The sequence below is a fragment of the Bacillus sp. 522_BSPC genome, from assembly GCF_001076885.1.
GTDB classification, from domain to species: domain Bacteria; phylum Bacillota; class Bacilli; order Bacillales; family Cytobacillaceae; genus Niallia; species Niallia hominis.
Map to the genome: position 1 here is coordinate 17640 of NZ_JVDT01000243.1, position 14291 is coordinate 31930.

The window sequence follows — 14291 nt, forward strand, 5'->3', positions numbered from 1 at the left end:
ATTATACCATATTAAGTTCATTTCGGAGAAGAGTCAATCCTATTTTGGAAAAAAAGTGTATGAATTTAAAGCAGAAATTTGTTGGTAGGAAAAAGGGGTCGGAATAACTTTTCGATGAAGCCATTCACGTACAAGCAAAAAGTAAAAAGGCTCATTCTTCTTAATCGAATGGGCCTCTTTTTCTATCTCTTTACTTACCTTGCTTCTCTTCATGACGTGCTTCCAATACATTTAAAATTTCAGAAAATGGAAGTTTTTGCTCTCTTAATAGGACGAATAAATGATAAAGAAGATCGGATGCTTCCCATTTCAATTCCTCTGAATCGCGATTTTTCGCAGCAATAATAACTTCTGCTGCTTCTTCTCCGACTTTCTTCAGAATCTTATCTACCCCTTTTTCAAATAAATACGTTGTATATGTACCTTCAGGACGATTTCTATCTCTTTCTTCAATAACTTTCTCTAAGTTAGCCAGAATCTGATAATCTGCAGATACTTTTTTAACTGCTTCTTTATTTTGATAAATGCTCTCTATAAAACAGCTTGTTGTTCCATTATGGCAAGCAGGACCAGCTGGATTGGTGAATACTACTAATGCATCTTGATCGCAATCATATTTAATCTCTACAATTTGCTGTGTATTGCCACTTGTTGCCCCTTTATGCCAAAGTTCTTGTCTAGAACGGCTATAAAACCAAGTCTCCCCTGTTTGTAAGGATTTTTCTAAGGATTCTTTATTCATATAAGCAAGTGTTAACACTTCTTTCGTAGTAGCATCCTGTACAATAGCAGGAATTAATCCTTTTTCATCAAATTTCAATTCCTCTACATTCATCTGACAAGCACTCCCTTTTCCTTCAAATATTCCTTTACTTCATGAACAGATGTTTCTTTATAGTGAAAAATAGAAGCAGCCAGCGCAGCATCAGCTTTTCCCTCTTTAAACGCTTCTTCAAAATGGGCAGCATTTCCAGCTCCTCCTGAAGCAATAACAGGAACAGAAACAGCCTCACTCACTGCTTTTGTTAATGCTAGATTAAAGCCATTTTTCTCTCCATCCGAATCCATGCTTGTTAATAGGATTTCACCTGCTCCAAGTTCTACCACTTCTTTTGCCCACGTAATAACATCTTTATCAACTGGATTTCTACCACCATGTGTATATACCCGCCATGATTCAAGTGCTGCATCATATTTTGCATCAATCGCAACTACAATACATTGAGAACCAAAAAAATTAGCCCCTTCTTCAATCAAAGATGGATTTAGCACTGCAGCTGTATTTAATGATACCTTATCCGCACCCGCACGAAGAATTTTTTTCATATCCTCTAATGAATGAATGCCTCCTCCAACAGTAAAAGGAATAGCAAGCTGGGATGCCACTTCCATTACTACTTCTACCATTGTCTTTCTACCTTCATGTGAAGCAGATATATCGAGAAATACCAATTCATCTGCTCCTTGTTCATCATAAAAGCGCGCTAATTCAACTGGATCTCCTGCATCTCTTAATTGAACAAATTGGATTCCTTTTACAACCCGTCCATCTTTAACATCCAAACATGGAATAATTCGCTTTGTTAACATTTTAAAACCCCTCTCACAATGAGCTTGTCGAAATGTTTCTTCCGCTAGTACATTTTCCCCAAAGCTTCTTCTAGTGTGAACCTTCCTTCATATAACGCCTTGCCTATAATCGCACCGCCAACACCCTTAGAGTGTATCTCTTTCAGCCGCTTAAGATCTTCTATACTACTTACTCCACCGGATGCAATCACTTCTTTTTTTGTTGCCAAAGCCATTTCTTCAATTGCCTCTATATTTGGGCCACTCAACATGCCATCTGTTGCAATATCCGTAAAAATAAAGGTCTCGGCTCCTGCTTCTGCAAATCGTTTCCCCAACTCTACAGCTTTCACCTCAGAGGTCGACAGCCATCCATGTGTCGCTACAAGTCCATTTTTCGCATCGATTCCAATGGCAATTCCCTTTCCATATTTCCGAATCATCTCCATCGCAAATTCTGGATTAGAAACAGCAACACTGCCGAGTATTACTCTCGTTACCCCATTTTCTAAATAGTGAACAATATCTTCCTCTTGTCTAATGCCTCCTCCAATTTGCACTTTCACACCTAATTTTTTTGCTGCATCAATAACAAATTGGTCGTTTACTCTTTTGCCATCTTTTGCACCATCTAAATCAACCATATGTATCCATTTAGCACCCTGCTCAACAAAGCTCTTGGCCATATCAAACGGTGAATCACCATAGATTGTTTCTTTATCATAGTCCCCTTGAAGCAAACGGACACATTTTCCGCCCCGCATATCAATAGCAGGATATAAGATAAAGGTCATGTAAGTTCATCCTTCCTGTATTAAACTAGCAAAATTGCTTAATAAATGCATACCCAATTTACTACTTTTCTCTGGATGAAACTGCATGCCATATACATTGTTTCTTCCCACTACTGCTGGTACCTCTTTATCATAGGAACAGCTCGCGATGATTACTTCGTCTTTTGTATCTGCATAATAGGAGTGCACAAAATAAACAAAATCATCGTCCCTATTTGGTGCTATTGATGACTCTTTCTTAAAATGAAGCTTGTTCCAGCCCATATGAGGTACCTTATATGCTGAACCATCTTCTGCTATTCCAGGAAAACGAACTACTTTTCCAGGCAATAATTTCAAGCCTTCACTGTAGCCATGCTCCTCACTCGACTCAAACAATAGCTGCATTCCAAGACATATTCCTAAAAAAGGCTTGCCACTGTCAACAAATGTGTCAATCATCTCCGCTAAGCCAGTCTCCTTTAGCTTTGCCATCGCATCTTTAAATGCACCCACGCCAGGAAGAATTAATGCATCTGCGTTTAACAAAGCTTCTTTGTCCTCTGAAATAAAATAAGGAGCATTTAATCGTTCCAGTGCTTTACTCACACTGAACAAATTTCCCATTCCATAATCAATAATCCCGATCATTTACAGCATCCCTTTCGTCGAAGGAATCCCCTTGATTCTAGGGTCAATTGTCGTAGCTTCATCTAGTGCACGAGCCATCGCTTTAAAAATCGCTTCAATCATATGATGAGTATTGTGTCCGTAATGTAAAATAACATGAAGATTCATTCTAGCTTCTAATGCAAATTTCCATAGAAATTCATGGACAAGTTCGGTATCAAACGTCCCAACTTTATCACTTGGAAATTCAGCACGAAATTCTAGATGCGGTCTATTACTTAAATCTATTACTACTTGCGCTAACGTATCATCCATTGGTACAAAGCTATTTCCATATCGTTTTATGCCCTTTTTATCACCAAGAGCATCCTTCAGCGCCATTCCAAGACATATTCCAATATCTTCTGTAGTATGGTGATCATCTACTTCAATATCGCCATTTGCTTGTACCGTCAAATTAAATTGACCGTGTTTTGTAAATAAATCTAGCATGTGATTCATAAATGGTACGCCTGTATCGATTTCAGAAACTCCTTCTCCGTCTATATTTAAAGATAACTGAATGTTTGTTTCTCCTGTTTTTCTATTGATTGCAGCGGTTCTTCCCATATTCCTTCCTCCTTTTTGTATAGTAACCTTGAAAGATATCTTTCTATTTGGCGGCAGTTCGCTTGCCCCTTAGAGTCTTCCCATTATCGCTAATCCCATAGCCGAATGACCGTACCTCCACTTTATCTTTGCTGCTAAGGTCACTATCGTCATTCTTTGTCAAAACTATCGATACTAATTATTTACTTATCGCGGGCTTCTATTGCTCTTGCATGGGCTTCTAACCCTTCTAATCGTGCAAATTTAGCTATTTTTGGGGCATTTTCGCGAAATGCTGCTTCACTGTATTGGATAACACTAGATTTTTTTTGAAAATCATCTACATTTAATGGATTAGAGAATCTTGCTGTACCATTTGTCGGCAATACATGGTTCGTTCCTGCAAAGTAATCGCCGACTGGTTCTGAACTATATCTTCCAAGAAAGATGGAACCTGCATGGCGAATCTTTTCCAGAATATCAGACGGATTTTCTGTGATTATTTCTAAATGTTCTGGGGCAATTGTATTAATGATTGTCACAGCTTCTTCCAGTGTGTTTACAACGACAATAAATCCATATTGATCTATTGATTTTTTCGCTATTTCTTTTCGCGGCAAATCACTTAACTGTATTTCTACTTCTTTCGAAACCTCTTCTGCTAATTTTGGAGAAGTAGTCACAAGAACAGATGAAGCTCTTTCATCATGCTCTGCCTGTGATAATAAATCTGCTGCTATTTCTTTTGCTCTGGCCGTTTCATCTGCTATTATCGCAATTTCACTTGGACCAGCAATCATATCAATGGCAACATCTCCAAAAACTTCTCGTTTTGCAAGGGCTACAAAGATATTCCCAGGACCAACAATTTTATCGACCTTTTCAATCGATTCTGTTCCATAGGCTAAAGCAGCAATCCCCTGTGCTCCTCCCACTTTATAAATTTCCTTAACTCCTGCAATATCTGCTGCTACTAGTACTGCAGGAGGAAGTGTTCCGTTTTCACTTGGTGGAGATACCATTACAATCCGATTCACTCCTGCAACAATTGCTGGAATTACATTCATTAATACAGATGAAGGATAGGCTGCCGTTCCGCCTGGCACATATACACCAACTGAATCTAAAGGCAGAATTCTTTGACCAAGGATTGATCCATTTTCTTGTGTGAAACTCCATGAAGTTTTTAGCTGCTTTTGATGGTAATCTTTAATGTTTGCAGCTGCCTCCTTGATAATAGAAATCATATCCTTTTCAACATTATCGTAGGCAACCGCAATCTCTTCTTCCCTTACAAGAAGACTTGATAGATTTGCTCCATCCCATTTTTTTGTATATTCGATTAATGCTTGATCACCATTTCTTTTTACGTTTTCCATTATGTCGATAACGGCTTTTCTCTGCTCTACTGTTCCAGCATCAACAGAACGTTTTAAGCTAATATTCTCTATATCTTTCACAATCCTCATCTCGAAATCCCCTTTCCCTTTATTTCGATAATAGCTTCGTATTTACGACTTGTTGAAGCCTTGCAACTAATTCACCAATTCGTAAATCCTTCAATCGATAGCTTGCAGGATTTACAATTAATCTTGAAGTAATATCTACTATTCTTTCGTATTCTACTAGTCCATTTTCTACCAATGTTTTTCCTGTTGAAACAATATCAACAATTCGGTCCGTCAACCCAATAATAGGCGCAAGCTCAATCGAACCATTCAGCTTAATGATTTCTACTTGAGACCCTTGCTCCCGAAAATAAGCAGCTGCTACATTCGGATACTTTGTCGCAATCCTTGGCGCGATTTCATTAAGCTCTGTATTTGGAAGACCCGCCACTGCCAAATAGCAGGCACTAATATGTAGGTCTAGCAGTTCATATACATCTCTTTCTTCTTCCAGCATGACATCTTTCCCAGCAATCCCTAAATCGGCTACGCCATGCTCCACATAAGTTGGTACATCCATTGGTTTTGCCAAGATAAAGCGGAAGTTTTCTTCTTCTACATCAATGATTAATTTCCGGGAGTCATCAAATTCAGCAGGTAAACGAAAGCCTGCATCTCTTAATAAGTCAGCCGCCTCTTCGAATATCCTTCCCTTTGGCATGGCGATAGTTAGCATATCGTTCATTTGACAACCTCCATTCCTTTTTTCCCAACTAATAGCGTAATTTCACTGTATTGCTTCGTACAAGCATCTACATCTTTTACCCCATTAATATCTTGCGTAATGACATGGATTCCTGCTTTCCTCTTCTCCTGAGCCAATTGGAAAGCTTCTTTTCTGCGCTCATTACTAAATAAAATACACTCTATTGTTGCTGTTTTTTCCACTTTCCCAAGTGCTTCTAATAATCGGTCAACTCGAATAGCAAAACCAGTTGCTCCCGTTCTTTTTCCGAATTTCTCTAATAATAAATCATAGCGGCCACCACTGCCGATATGAAAACCTACACCCTCAGCATATACTTCATACACAATCCCAGTATAGTAGCTCATATGACTAACAAGGGATAAATCAAATGTCACTCTATCTGCCACTTCATAATCAACAAGGATTTCCCAAAGCTGCTTTAAGTCGTCAATTGCTTTCGCCCCTTGACCGCCTTCAATCAATTGATAAGCAAGCTCAATCACTTCTTCTCCGCCTCTAAGCTGCAAGAAATCATTTAATCGCTGCTTATCAATGCTTGATAAAGAAAGCTTGTCCACATGCTGGCGATACCCCACATAATTTTTTTCATACAAATATTTCGTTAGACTCTCTGCTCTTTCTTTCGTTCCCAGGATTTGTTGAAAGAAGGACTGCACAAAGCCAATATGTCCTACTGAAACTTGATACTCCTTCACACCTGCTTGTTGAAGAGTAGAAACGAGTAAAGAAATCCCTTCCCCATCGGCACTAATTGTTTTATCACCGATATATTCAACCCCGATTTGCTCAAATTCAGCTGGTCTCCCACCCTCTCGCTGCTGTGCTCGAAAAACAGAGGCATTATAGGCAAGTCGCAATGGCAATTCTTCTGTTAGAAGTTTAGAAGCTGCTACCCTCGCTATTGGGGCTGTCATATCTGGACGAAGGACTAGTGTATGTCCTTGCTGATCTAATAATTTAAAAAGTTGCTGATCTAAAATGGCAGACGCCGTTCCGACTGTTTCATAATATTCCAATGTTGGGGTTTCAATAAATTGGTATCCCCATTTCTTAATCTCTGTGTCCATCGATTGTTTTACTTTATATTTTCTTTCATATATGGCTGGTAATGTATCTCTCATGCCTAATGGCTTTTCAAACATAAATAAGCTACTCATCACTACACCTCATGTTTTAAAATTCCGAATGCTTTAGTTCGCTAATATACTACCAAATTAAAGAGTTGTTTTTAGTGTACTCTTCGTCGTATCTTAGGTCAAGGGAAAAGTTGCATTTAAAAGAAAATTCGCTTAATCTTTCTATTTTTTATTAATTCTGACATTTTTTAAAAAACCTATCTATTCGTTACTCCAAAGATTATCAATCTTGGAATAACGGACAGATAGGCTATCTTCTATTTATTCATCTAGTACATAAGAAGGTTCGTTTTTTCTGCGCTCTTCCATTTGTTCTGCTGTATAAATAACTTGCATTGGATTTCCACCAACAAAGCTTCCTGCAGGAACATCCTTATGGACAAGTGTACCTGCTGAAACAATTGCATGATCTCCAATTTTCACGCCAGGAAGAATCGTTGAATTGGCACCAATCATTACTTCATCACCAATTTCAACCTTCCCTAGTCTGTATTCCTCAATTAAATATTCATGGGCAAGAATGGTTGTGTTATATCCTATCACACTATTCTTGCCAACCTTGATTTTTTCAGGAAACATAATATCAAGCATTACCATCAAAGCAAAGGAAGTATGTTCTCCCACCTTCATTTTCAAAAGCTTACGGTACATCCAGTTCTTTACTTTCAAAAAAGGCATATATCTTGCTGTTTGGATAACCATAAAATTCTTAATTACCTTTAAAAAAGGCACAGTCTTATATACATGCCATAAAGAATTCGGTCCGCTAACTGGATATCTTGTTGTCTTTCTCATGATGTTTGAACTTCTGGAATAGAAAGGATATCCTTCATATTATCAAAAATATAGTCAGGATGATATTCCTGCAAGAATGCCTTTCCTTTTAATGTCCAAGCAACCCCAGCAGTTAAGGTACCTGCATTTTTTCCTGACAATATATCATGTTTATTATCTCCAACCATTATTGCTTCAGCTGGTGATGCCTTCAATTTCTCGAGAGCAAGAAGAACTGGCTCCGGATCTGGCTTTGCCTTTTTTACATGGTCCAATGCAACTACTACGTCAAAAAACGCATCTAATTTTGTTAATTTCAAGCCCATTTCTACTACATCAGAAAGCTTTGTCGATACAATCGCGAGTTTAAAGCCTCTTTCCTTTAATTCTTTAATGGTCTCATATACTCCATCAAATATCGTAACAATATTATCATGATTCTCGATATTATAGGCACGATACATTGTCATCATTTCCTGTGCACGTAATTTATCAATGGATTCAAATGTTTCTAATAACGGTGGACCCATAAATGGAATTACATCTTCTCTGCCATATTTTCCTGGGTAATAATGATTTAATGTATGTAAATAAGAGGAAATTATTAATTCATTTGTATTAATAAGTGTTCCATCTAAATCAAATAATGCAGTATTAATTTTTCCAGTCAACCTGAACATCCCTTTCTATCATTAACCATTTGTATCTAAATAACGCTCACTTGCAAATCCAGCTTTTCTTCTATAAATAATGGTGACAACTGATAATACAATTAAAGCTAAAGAAATTAATTGAGCCATTCGTAAATCGCCAATCATTAGGCTATCTGTTCTCATGCCTTCTATAAAGAATCTTCCAATCGAATACCAAATGACATAGGATAAGAATATTTCTCCTCTTCGTAAATTAACTTTACGTAAAGCTAGTAAAATCACGAATCCAATTATATTCCATAATGATTCATATAAAAAAGTAGGATGGTAGTAAGTTCCGTTAATATACATCTGATCAATAATAAAGGTCGGCAAATGAAGTCCTTCTAAGAAGGAACGTGTTACTTCCCCACCATGTGCTTCTTGATTCATAAAGTTGCCCCAACGGCCAATTGCTTGTCCAAGGATAAGACTTGGCGCTGCTATATCAATTATTTTCCAGAAAGGAATTCCCTTTTTCTTTGTAAAAATATAGGTAGTGACAACAGCTCCAATTAAGGCACCATGAATAGCGATACCTCCATTCCAAATTTTTGGAATATCACCAAGGTGATCTTTATAATAGCTCCATTCAAAGATGACATAATAAATTCTCGCACATATAATAGAGATTGGAATAGCCCATAACATTAAATCTGGAAAGTCATCCTTTCCTAGTCCTCTTCTATTTCCTTCTCTCATTGCAATAATAAGAGCAAGAATTAATCCAGAACCGATAATAAGTCCATACCATCTGACATCAATTGGTCCTAATGAAAAAGCAATTGGATCGATTGGTTGTATATCTTCCATCAGATTTCCTCCTATTTCCCATGTGTTTCTTTTAAAGGCTTGAGAAAAAAGTGTATTTTCACTTTACCATTCATTCCTTTAGTTACATTTCTTTAATTTTTTTCGTCAGAAATAACATTATTCAATTTATTGGTAAACTGTTCTGCTGCATTTACACCCATTCGTTTTAATCGGAAATTCATTGCTGCTACTTCAATAATGACAGCTAAGTTTCGACCTGGACGGACTGGAATCGTAAGCTTTGTTACTTCCGTATCAATTATTTTCATTTTCTCTTCGTCTAGCCCTAAACGGTCATATTGCTTGTTCTGCTCCCATAATTCCAATGACATAACCAAGGAGATTTTCTTATGTGTGCGTACAGCACCAGCTCCAAATAAAGTCATGACATTTATAATTCCTAATCCGCGAATTTCCAATAGATGCTCAATTAGCTCTGGTGAACTTCCAACAATTAAATTCTCATCTTCTTGCCTAATCTCCACACAATCATCAGCAACTAATCGATGACCACGCTTAACAAGCTCAAGTGCTGTTTCACTTTTACCAACACCACTTTTCCCCGTAATTAAAACCCCTACGCCATAGATGTCAACGAGGACACCATGAACCGCTGTAGTAGGTGCAAGTTTTCTTTCCAGGAAATTTGTAAGTCTACTAGAAAAAAGTGATGTTTTATGCTTGGACCGCAATACTGGTACAGCCAGCTCTTCAGATGCCTCTATTAACTGTGGTGGCACTTCCATATTACGAGTGATGATAATACCTGGAGTTGTATCACTACATAATTTTGTTAATCGATTTGCTCGATCTTCATCACTTAAACGTTGAGCAAATGTAAGCTCTGTCTTTCCTAGCAACTGAACACGCTCAGCTGGATAGTAGTTAAAGTAACCTGCCATTTCTAAACCAGGTCTTGATATATCACTAACCGTAATCGGTCGATTAATTCCTTCTTCTCCACTTACAATTTCTAAATCAAACTCTTCAATAACATCTTTTATTAATACTTTTGCCGCCATGAAGCTCCTCCTTTAAAGGTCATTGCTGTTCGTTTTATAAACAGAACAAAACTGTTTAATTTTAGTCATTATTTAGAATTCCATATTCACTTTATTTTAGCATTAAAAGATAAATATATGCCAGAATTCAATCAAAATATTAGGAAAACAAGACTACTTATAGGTCAGCGTTTACATACTGTTAGTGGAAATGGGTAGCAGTTATGCTATTATGAAGCCAATAATGTCCATTATTATGGCTGTTTTCATAATGAATGTGCTAATATCTGCAGATTAAATCTACTTCCCATTCATTAATTTGGAACATAAAAAAACTGCCAATAAAGCAGGAAAATAGTTTTCCCCCTTTACTTAGCAGCGTTTACCTTTTTTCTCCACGAAGGACAGTATTTTGAACAATTATATTACAAATCGATAGGAAAATGCTAAAAAGTAAGCACATACTAAAACTTGATATTTCAAAACTGCTCCCCATCAATCTGTCTGTTAATGACAGTGTGATCGCATTAATGACAAATAAAAATAGTCCTAGCGATAATATTGTCACAGGTAATGTCAATAATATTAAAATTGGTTTTACAATAATATTTAGCAGAGATAAAACGGCACTAGCACCAATTGCAGCACCGATTCCTGATAAATAAAAGTAATCCTGAAATAAACCGGCTAATGCCACAAAGAAGATAGCATTAATTAATATCCCTATTATCCATCTCATTCTTATTGCTCCTCATTCTGCATAGTAAAAACCGATAAAGAAACTTCCCCACTGAGGGTTAGTTGAACCAATCGGACCTTTACGGACAGTTGATTTCCCGCCTTTCTCCCATGAATTCTTCTCAGTCGATAGGAGGTAATGGTACTGACCGTTAAGAGTGGTAAAAATACGATAAGTGATATAATTAGCATTCGCACATTCTTTTATTCTCTATATCAACTATCGATTAATTAATTATCGGTTTTTCCTATAAAATTAATTGCCTGCTTTTTCAATTTTTTTAACCTTTATCGATCCAGTTTTTGTGTTTGCTTCCATTTTTGTATGATGATCACTTGATTGTATTGATTTAAATTGTAACGTTTTTTGAAGTACTTCACTTTTCTCTTCAATTATTTGAATACCCTCTAACTCTACATTAAAGCCGCCAAAATTCGTTTTTAATACACCACTAACGGCTAATGCTTCTGGCAAGCTTACCTCAATACTCCCTGTAGTCCCTTGGAACTCTAAAACTTCACAATTTTCGGCATGATTTGTACATGAAATACTTCCATTAAAGGATTGTAAATCCACTTTATTAAAGTACCCATCCACTGCAATCGAACCATTAATCGTTTCTGCATCAAGTTTCTGGATGTTTCCTTTATCAACTTTTATACTGCCATTCGCTGCATCTGCTTCTACTTTTGTATTTTCACCTGCATTTAGCGTTATTTTACCATTAGCCGTTTTAGCATACAATTTTTCCGCCTTTATATCAAATGTTGTAATCGGTCCATTAAATAAGCGAATGATGGTTGATTCATAGGACTTTTTAGGAACATAAACTTGAGTTTTTACCTTCATCCATTTATGATTTGTTTTGACTACTAATTGTTCATCATCTACAATCACTTGTATTTCCTTTAAAAACACCTTTTTTGCTTCTTCCAAAGAATTAACTCTATATACCTTTGCTTTACACTCAATACTAACTTCTTCTTGATCCCATGGAATGAGCTCAACTTCTCCATTAGGAATATCAATATCCAGTTTCTTTGGTGAAATATTATTGTACTGAAATATGTGAGAAACTTCTTCAAAATGACCAAAGTTCAAATCAAGGTCTACTTCTTTTACCTTCTTTATCGTTGTATCAACAAAATCAAAAAGTTTATCTTTTGCTGCTTGAAAGTTAAATCCATAATTTGAATTTGTTTCTTTCTTTTTTTCATGGAACTTTGCTTCTTCATGAAAATCTTCTAATATCTTCTTTTCTTCTTCATTTAAGGATTTCTTCTCACTTACTTCATCAACCTTTTCCATTAGCTTTAATGCTTCATCCACTGTCAATTTTCCACTTTCAACTAACTCTAAAATTCGTTTTTTCTCGTCAGCCACTTTAAATCCTCCTCAAAATTAACTAAACTGTTTTATTCTGTTTTCAACATTTAAAAATAATTTGCTAATGCTTAGCCATAAACTACAAAACGGTTTTTAATGATACTCTGTGAATTATGAAATGATTGGCTGTATTTTTAAGATATTATTTAAGATTAATGATGGAAATTACAATTAAAATTGTGATAAAAATGCTGTTTGCATAATAATTTCATTTTTTTGCAATAGAGTCCGTTGATGTCTACTCTAATTAATTCTGGATATCAACCATTAGCATTCAAAATTATCATCTCTTCATTCTAATACGAATTATCCCTCCGAAAAGTTTCAATCCTTTTATTTATCTATTTACTTAAAGCTAATAATCTTTTTTATTTTATGTCATTATTTTTCATTTCAGAAGAATTCTGTGGAAGAAATAAAAAAGGGACAGGGCCATTTTATAGGAAGTCTGCTTTGCTATAAACTAATCGACTCTTCTACTGTCCCCATCCCTTTATCCTATATTAACTCAACTTTCGCAGAGTGATATCGGCAAATAAGCCTTGATATAATTAGGAAGGCCAGCGATCCACTGTTCAAGTTGACTTTGAATTATTTTTTTGATTTTCTTATTCGTTTGTTTAAGTGCATCTTGAAGAAGCTCGATCAATTGCTGTAATGCGACAGCCCAATCAAGTTCATTTACTTCATCGCATAATTCGTAAAACAGACCACCTATTGTGCGTTGATCGGTATTACAGCGATTCTGCCACGACAGAACGATAAAACGAGAAAACACAATCGTTGTATGGCAAATAAGCGCGTCATATGAACGGCTTTGGAATTCTTTTTCAAGTTTCAAAAGAGATTTGGCCGCCTTAAAGAATACCTCGATATCCCAGCGCATTCCATAGATTCGGACGATCTCCTGTTCTGAAAGAGTGCAGTCTGTGCTGAGGATGGCAAGCCAGTCGCTTTTCTTATTTCTGTTTTGAATGAATACCACTTTAATTGGTGTTCCATTAGCCATGATCGTATGGATGGAACGAAGAATTCCTTTCTTGGATTGAATGGGTCCAGCTAGGCGGTATAGTTGCTTTAAAGAAACCATCTCCCCGTTTACGTTATAACGTTGTTTTGTTTCTTTGACCATACCAATTACGTCTAATCCTTGATCCACAATAGACTTTACAAGTGGTGGCAATGTAAACCAAGAATCCATAAGGACATAACTTGCATCTATCCCATTGGCTAATGCACGTTTAATCATGTCAGGAACTTGTTCAGGCTCAGTTTGTAATGCATTTTCTCGACGCTTGTATCCACAAGTACGTTTATCAATTTTTTCAGAGATACCATTGATTTGAGACTTTTTTGAACTGACTAAAGAAAAGTCAATTGGCATAAATGTATAGCCATCTGACCAGCCCAAAGTGAGCATACGAAACCCCTTAAAGAAACGCATTTTCAGGGAAGCATGATCAAAACAACGAGCGAGAAGCTCTACCTTTTTACTACGATTTCGGTCATACGCAGAATCATCGATAATCAGTACTTTTGGACGCTCTTTATTCGTAAGGCGAGTCACCTTTTGAATAGTAAAAATGCTCAACAGTAGTAAGAAACGGCGCCAATTAAAAGTTGATTGGTTTAAAAAGCGATAGACGGCATCTTTGGCTGGAAACTGATCGGCTTTCTTTGAATCAAGAAGTGAAAACCAATTTTTGTGCTGGAAAATCAAACAGAAAACAAGCTGAAATAAGTAGGAACAGCTGAAACCGAAGGATTTTTTAATTCCTGCTTGGCGCAGGTGTTTATTCATTTCAAGCTCAGAAAAAACCGAATTAAGTTCTTTTGGTAGTTGATTGTTTTGGCTATTTTGGTCTATCATATAGGGAGCACCTCTTCTGTATGGTAGTGTTTTCTCTACAATTACACTATACCAAAGAATGAGGTGTTATTTCATTTTATTAAACACTGTCAAGCAACATATTTAATAGACCATAGACGCAATACAACTAACGATTTGCACTTATTTTTTTGGTGCGAAAGTT

The 14291-nt window shown here is 36.5% G+C and carries 17 protein-coding genes; all 17 read right to left on the bottom strand.

All coding sequences use genetic code 11. The features are described from left to right. Nucleotides 1–39: 39 nt before the first annotated feature. The 17 genes from ADJ83_RS26085 to ADJ83_RS19945 all read right to left on the bottom strand — a co-directional run bounded on the left by ADJ83_RS26085 (nucleotide 40) and on the right by ADJ83_RS19945 (nucleotide 14128). Nucleotides 40–213 (bottom strand): hypothetical protein, encoded by a 174-nt coding sequence (locus tag ADJ83_RS26085; protein ID WP_204375777.1) that lies wholly within the window; start codon nucleotides 211–213, stop codon nucleotides 40–42. Then, entirely contained in the window at nucleotides 191–835 is a 645-nt protein-coding gene (gene hisIE, locus ADJ83_RS19875) for a bifunctional phosphoribosyl-AMP cyclohydrolase/phosphoribosyl-ATP diphosphatase HisIE (RefSeq protein ID WP_031540666.1), read from the bottom strand. The genes ADJ83_RS26085 and hisIE overlap by 23 nt, the downstream gene beginning before the upstream one ends. Continuing rightward, on the bottom strand, nucleotides 832–1590 hold the full coding sequence (gene hisF, locus ADJ83_RS19880) for an imidazole glycerol phosphate synthase subunit HisF (protein ID WP_031540665.1): 759 nt from the start codon (nucleotides 1588–1590) through the stop codon (nucleotides 832–834). The genes hisIE and hisF overlap by 4 nt, the downstream gene beginning before the upstream one ends. Before the next feature lie 44 nt (nucleotides 1591–1634). Beyond that, nucleotides 1635–2363 carry a 1-(5-phosphoribosyl)-5-[(5-phosphoribosylamino)methylideneamino]imidazole-4-carboxamide isomerase gene (hisA, locus tag ADJ83_RS19885; protein ID WP_031540664.1) on the bottom strand — a complete coding sequence of 243 codons (729 nt, stop codon included), beginning with the start codon at nucleotides 2361–2363 and terminating at the stop codon, nucleotides 1635–1637. A 6-nt stretch (nucleotides 2364–2369) separates the two neighbouring features. Next, nucleotides 2370–2993 carry an imidazole glycerol phosphate synthase subunit HisH gene (hisH, locus tag ADJ83_RS19890; protein WP_031540663.1) on the bottom strand — a complete coding sequence of 208 codons (624 nt, stop codon included), beginning with the start codon at nucleotides 2991–2993 and terminating at the stop codon, nucleotides 2370–2372. Further along, nucleotides 2994–3581, bottom strand: coding sequence for an imidazoleglycerol-phosphate dehydratase HisB (gene hisB / locus ADJ83_RS19895; RefSeq protein WP_031540662.1), 588 nt, complete (start codon nucleotides 3579–3581; stop codon nucleotides 2994–2996). A gap of 182 nt (nucleotides 3582–3763) precedes the next feature. After that, nucleotides 3764–5029: a histidinol dehydrogenase gene (gene hisD, locus ADJ83_RS19900; protein WP_031540661.1), complete on the bottom strand. Its 1266-nt coding sequence runs from the start codon at nucleotides 5027–5029 to the stop codon at nucleotides 3764–3766. 19 nt (nucleotides 5030–5048) lie between these two features. After that, on the bottom strand, nucleotides 5049–5693 hold the full coding sequence (hisG, locus tag ADJ83_RS19905; protein ID WP_031540660.1) for an ATP phosphoribosyltransferase: 645 nt from the start codon (nucleotides 5691–5693) through the stop codon (nucleotides 5049–5051). Further along, complete coding sequence (locus ADJ83_RS19910; protein ID WP_031540659.1) at nucleotides 5690–6874, bottom strand: ATP phosphoribosyltransferase regulatory subunit; 1185 nt, start codon at nucleotides 6872–6874, stop codon at nucleotides 5690–5692. Before ADJ83_RS19910 ends, hisG begins: the two co-directional genes overlap by 4 nt. A 240-nt stretch (nucleotides 6875–7114) precedes the next feature. Continuing rightward, a complete protein-coding gene (locus tag ADJ83_RS19915; protein ID WP_031540658.1) occupies nucleotides 7115–7648 on the bottom strand; it encodes an acyltransferase in 534 nt (177 codons plus the stop codon). Continuing rightward, complete coding sequence (gene ppaX, locus ADJ83_RS19920) at nucleotides 7645–8298, bottom strand: pyrophosphatase PpaX (protein WP_231512623.1); 654 nt, start codon at nucleotides 8296–8298, stop codon at nucleotides 7645–7647. Before ppaX ends, ADJ83_RS19915 begins: the two co-directional genes overlap by 4 nt. 21 nt (nucleotides 8299–8319) lie before the next feature. After that, complete coding sequence (gene lgt / locus ADJ83_RS19925; RefSeq protein WP_031540656.1) at nucleotides 8320–9132, bottom strand: prolipoprotein diacylglyceryl transferase; 813 nt, start codon at nucleotides 9130–9132, stop codon at nucleotides 8320–8322. Nucleotides 9133–9224: 92 nt separating this feature from the next. Beyond that, a complete protein-coding gene (gene hprK / locus ADJ83_RS19930; RefSeq protein ID WP_031540655.1) occupies nucleotides 9225–10154 on the bottom strand; it encodes an HPr(Ser) kinase/phosphatase in 930 nt (309 codons plus the stop codon). Nucleotides 10155–10515: 361 nt separating this feature from the next. Continuing rightward, nucleotides 10516–10872, bottom strand: a complete 357-nt coding sequence (locus tag ADJ83_RS19935) for a phage holin family protein (RefSeq protein WP_031540654.1) — start codon at nucleotides 10870–10872, stop codon at nucleotides 10516–10518. 2 nt (nucleotides 10873–10874) lie between these two features. After that, on the bottom strand, nucleotides 10875–11063 hold the full coding sequence (locus ADJ83_RS25365; protein ID WP_152910852.1) for a hypothetical protein: 189 nt from the start codon (nucleotides 11061–11063) through the stop codon (nucleotides 10875–10877). A gap of 64 nt (nucleotides 11064–11127) precedes the next feature. Continuing rightward, nucleotides 11128–12255: a DUF4097 family beta strand repeat-containing protein gene (locus tag ADJ83_RS19940; protein WP_031540653.1), complete on the bottom strand. Its 1128-nt coding sequence runs from the start codon at nucleotides 12253–12255 to the stop codon at nucleotides 11128–11130. Between the two features lie 511 nt (nucleotides 12256–12766). Further along, nucleotides 12767–14128 carry an IS4 family transposase gene (locus ADJ83_RS19945; protein WP_048717268.1) on the bottom strand — a complete coding sequence of 454 codons (1362 nt, stop codon included), beginning with the start codon at nucleotides 14126–14128 and terminating at the stop codon, nucleotides 12767–12769. Nucleotides 14129–14291 lie beyond the last annotated feature (163 nt).

Coding starts and splice junctions, on each gene's coding strand:
- ADJ83_RS25365 (WP_152910852.1), bottom strand. CDS start 11,063: ATGCTAATTATATCACTTATCGTATTTTTACCACTCTTAACGGTCAGT.
- hprK (WP_031540655.1), bottom strand. CDS start 10,154: ATGGCGGCAAAAGTATTAATAAAAGATGTTATTGAAGAGTTTGATTTA.
- lgt (WP_031540656.1), bottom strand. CDS start 9,132: ATGGAAGATATACAACCAATCGATCCAATTGCTTTTTCATTAGGACCA.
- hisA (WP_031540664.1), bottom strand. CDS start 2,363: ATGACCTTTATCTTATATCCTGCTATTGATATGCGGGGCGGAAAATGT.
- hisIE (WP_031540666.1), bottom strand. CDS start 835: ATGAATGTAGAGGAATTGAAATTTGATGAAAAAGGATTAATTCCTGCT.
- ADJ83_RS19915 (WP_031540658.1), bottom strand. CDS start 7,648: ATGAGAAAGACAACAAGATATCCAGTTAGCGGACCGAATTCTTTATGG.
- ADJ83_RS19910 (WP_031540659.1), bottom strand. CDS start 6,874: ATGAGTAGCTTATTTATGTTTGAAAAGCCATTAGGCATGAGAGATACA.
- ADJ83_RS19945 (WP_048717268.1), bottom strand. CDS start 14,128: ATGATAGACCAAAATAGCCAAAACAATCAACTACCAAAAGAACTTAAT.
- ADJ83_RS26085 (WP_204375777.1), bottom strand. CDS start 213: ATGAAGAGAAGCAAGGTAAGTAAAGAGATAGAAAAAGAGGCCCATTCG.
- hisG (WP_031540660.1), bottom strand. CDS start 5,693: ATGAACGATATGCTAACTATCGCCATGCCAAAGGGAAGGATATTCGAA.
- hisD (WP_031540661.1), bottom strand. CDS start 5,029: ATGAGGATTGTGAAAGATATAGAGAATATTAGCTTAAAACGTTCTGTT.
- hisB (WP_031540662.1), bottom strand. CDS start 3,581: ATGGGAAGAACCGCTGCAATCAATAGAAAAACAGGAGAAACAAACATT.
- ADJ83_RS19935 (WP_031540654.1), bottom strand. CDS start 10,872: ATGAGATGGATAATAGGGATATTAATTAATGCTATCTTCTTTGTGGCA.
- hisH (WP_031540663.1), bottom strand. CDS start 2,993: ATGATCGGGATTATTGATTATGGAATGGGAAATTTGTTCAGTGTGAGT.
- hisF (WP_031540665.1), bottom strand. CDS start 1,590: ATGTTAACAAAGCGAATTATTCCATGTTTGGATGTTAAAGATGGACGG.